Origin of the sequence: Halalkalibaculum sp. DA384 (genome assembly GCF_043951955.1) — a bacterium.
GTDB lineage: Bacteria > Bacteroidota > Rhodothermia > Balneolales > Balneolaceae > JAMQKA01.
Genome location: NZ_JBINJE010000097.1, coordinates 1 through 1187 on the forward strand (window position 1 = coordinate 1; position 1187 = coordinate 1187).

General features: G+C 62.0%; 1 protein-coding gene. It reads left to right on the forward strand.

Going from position 1 to position 1187, the window contains the following annotated elements; genetic code table 11:
* Positions 1 to 1187 (forward strand): elongation factor Tu (gene tuf / locus ACG2E4_RS18415; protein ID WP_395262584.1); only part of this gene is annotated, 1187 nt, incomplete at both ends.

The following is a 1187-nucleotide window of genomic DNA, read 5'->3' on the forward strand; positions in this document are numbered from 1 at the left end:
ATGGCAAAAGAAACCTTTCAGCGAACGAAGCCGCATGTAAACATAGGAACGATAGGTCATGTGGATCACGGCAAGACGACCCTGACGGCGGCCATTACGACGGTGATGGCCAAGCACTACGGTGGGGTGGCCAAGCAGTTTGCCGACATAGACAATGCCCCGGAGGAGCGGGAGCGGGGGATCACGATTGCGACCGCCCATGTGGAGTATGAGACCGACGATCGGCACTATGCGCACGTGGACTGCCCGGGCCATGCCGACTACGTGAAGAACATGGTGACGGGGGCGGCCCAGATGGACGGGGCGATTCTGGTGGTGGCGGCCACCGACGGGCCGATGCCGCAGACCCGCGAGCACATTTTGCTGGCCCGCCAGGTGGGGGTCCCGCAGATTGTGGTGTTTATGAACAAGACCGACCTGGTCGACGATGAGGAGCTGATCGAGCTGGTGGAGCTGGAGGTACGGGAGCTGCTGAGCAGCTACGAGTTTGACGGGGACAACATCCCGGTCATCCAGGGCAGTGCCCTGGAGGCCCTCAACGGGGACGAGCAGGCCGAGCAGTCGATCCTGGAGCTGATGGATGCGGTCGATGAGACGATTCCGACCCCCGAGCGGGATATCGAGAAGCCGTTTTTGATGCCGGTCGAGGACGTGTTCAGCATAACCGGCCGCGGGACGGTGGCCACCGGCCGCATTGAGCGGGGCGTGGTCAAGCTCAACGATGAGATTGAGATTGTGGGTATTGTCGAAGACCCGATGAGCAGCGTGGTGACCGGCATTGAGATGTTCCGTCGGATGCTCGATGAGGGGCAGGCCGGGGACAACGCCGGGATTCTGCTGCGGGGCATCGACAAGGAGCAGCTGCAGCGGGGCATGGTCCTGTGCAAGCCGGGCTCGATCACCCCACACAAGAAGTTTGAGTGCGAGGTGTATGTGCTGAGCAAGGACGAGGGCGGCCGCCACACCCCGTTTTTTGACGGGTATCGCCCGCAGTTCTATTTTCGCACGACCGACGTGACCGGCTCCTGCGAGCTGCCCGACGGGGTGGAGATGGTCATGCCGGGCGACAATGTGAGCATGGAGGTGACCCTGATCCAGCCGGTGGCGATGGAAGAGGGGCTTCGATTTGCGATCCGCGAGGGCGGGCGCACCGTCGGGGCCGGCGTGGTTAGCAAAATTATTGAATA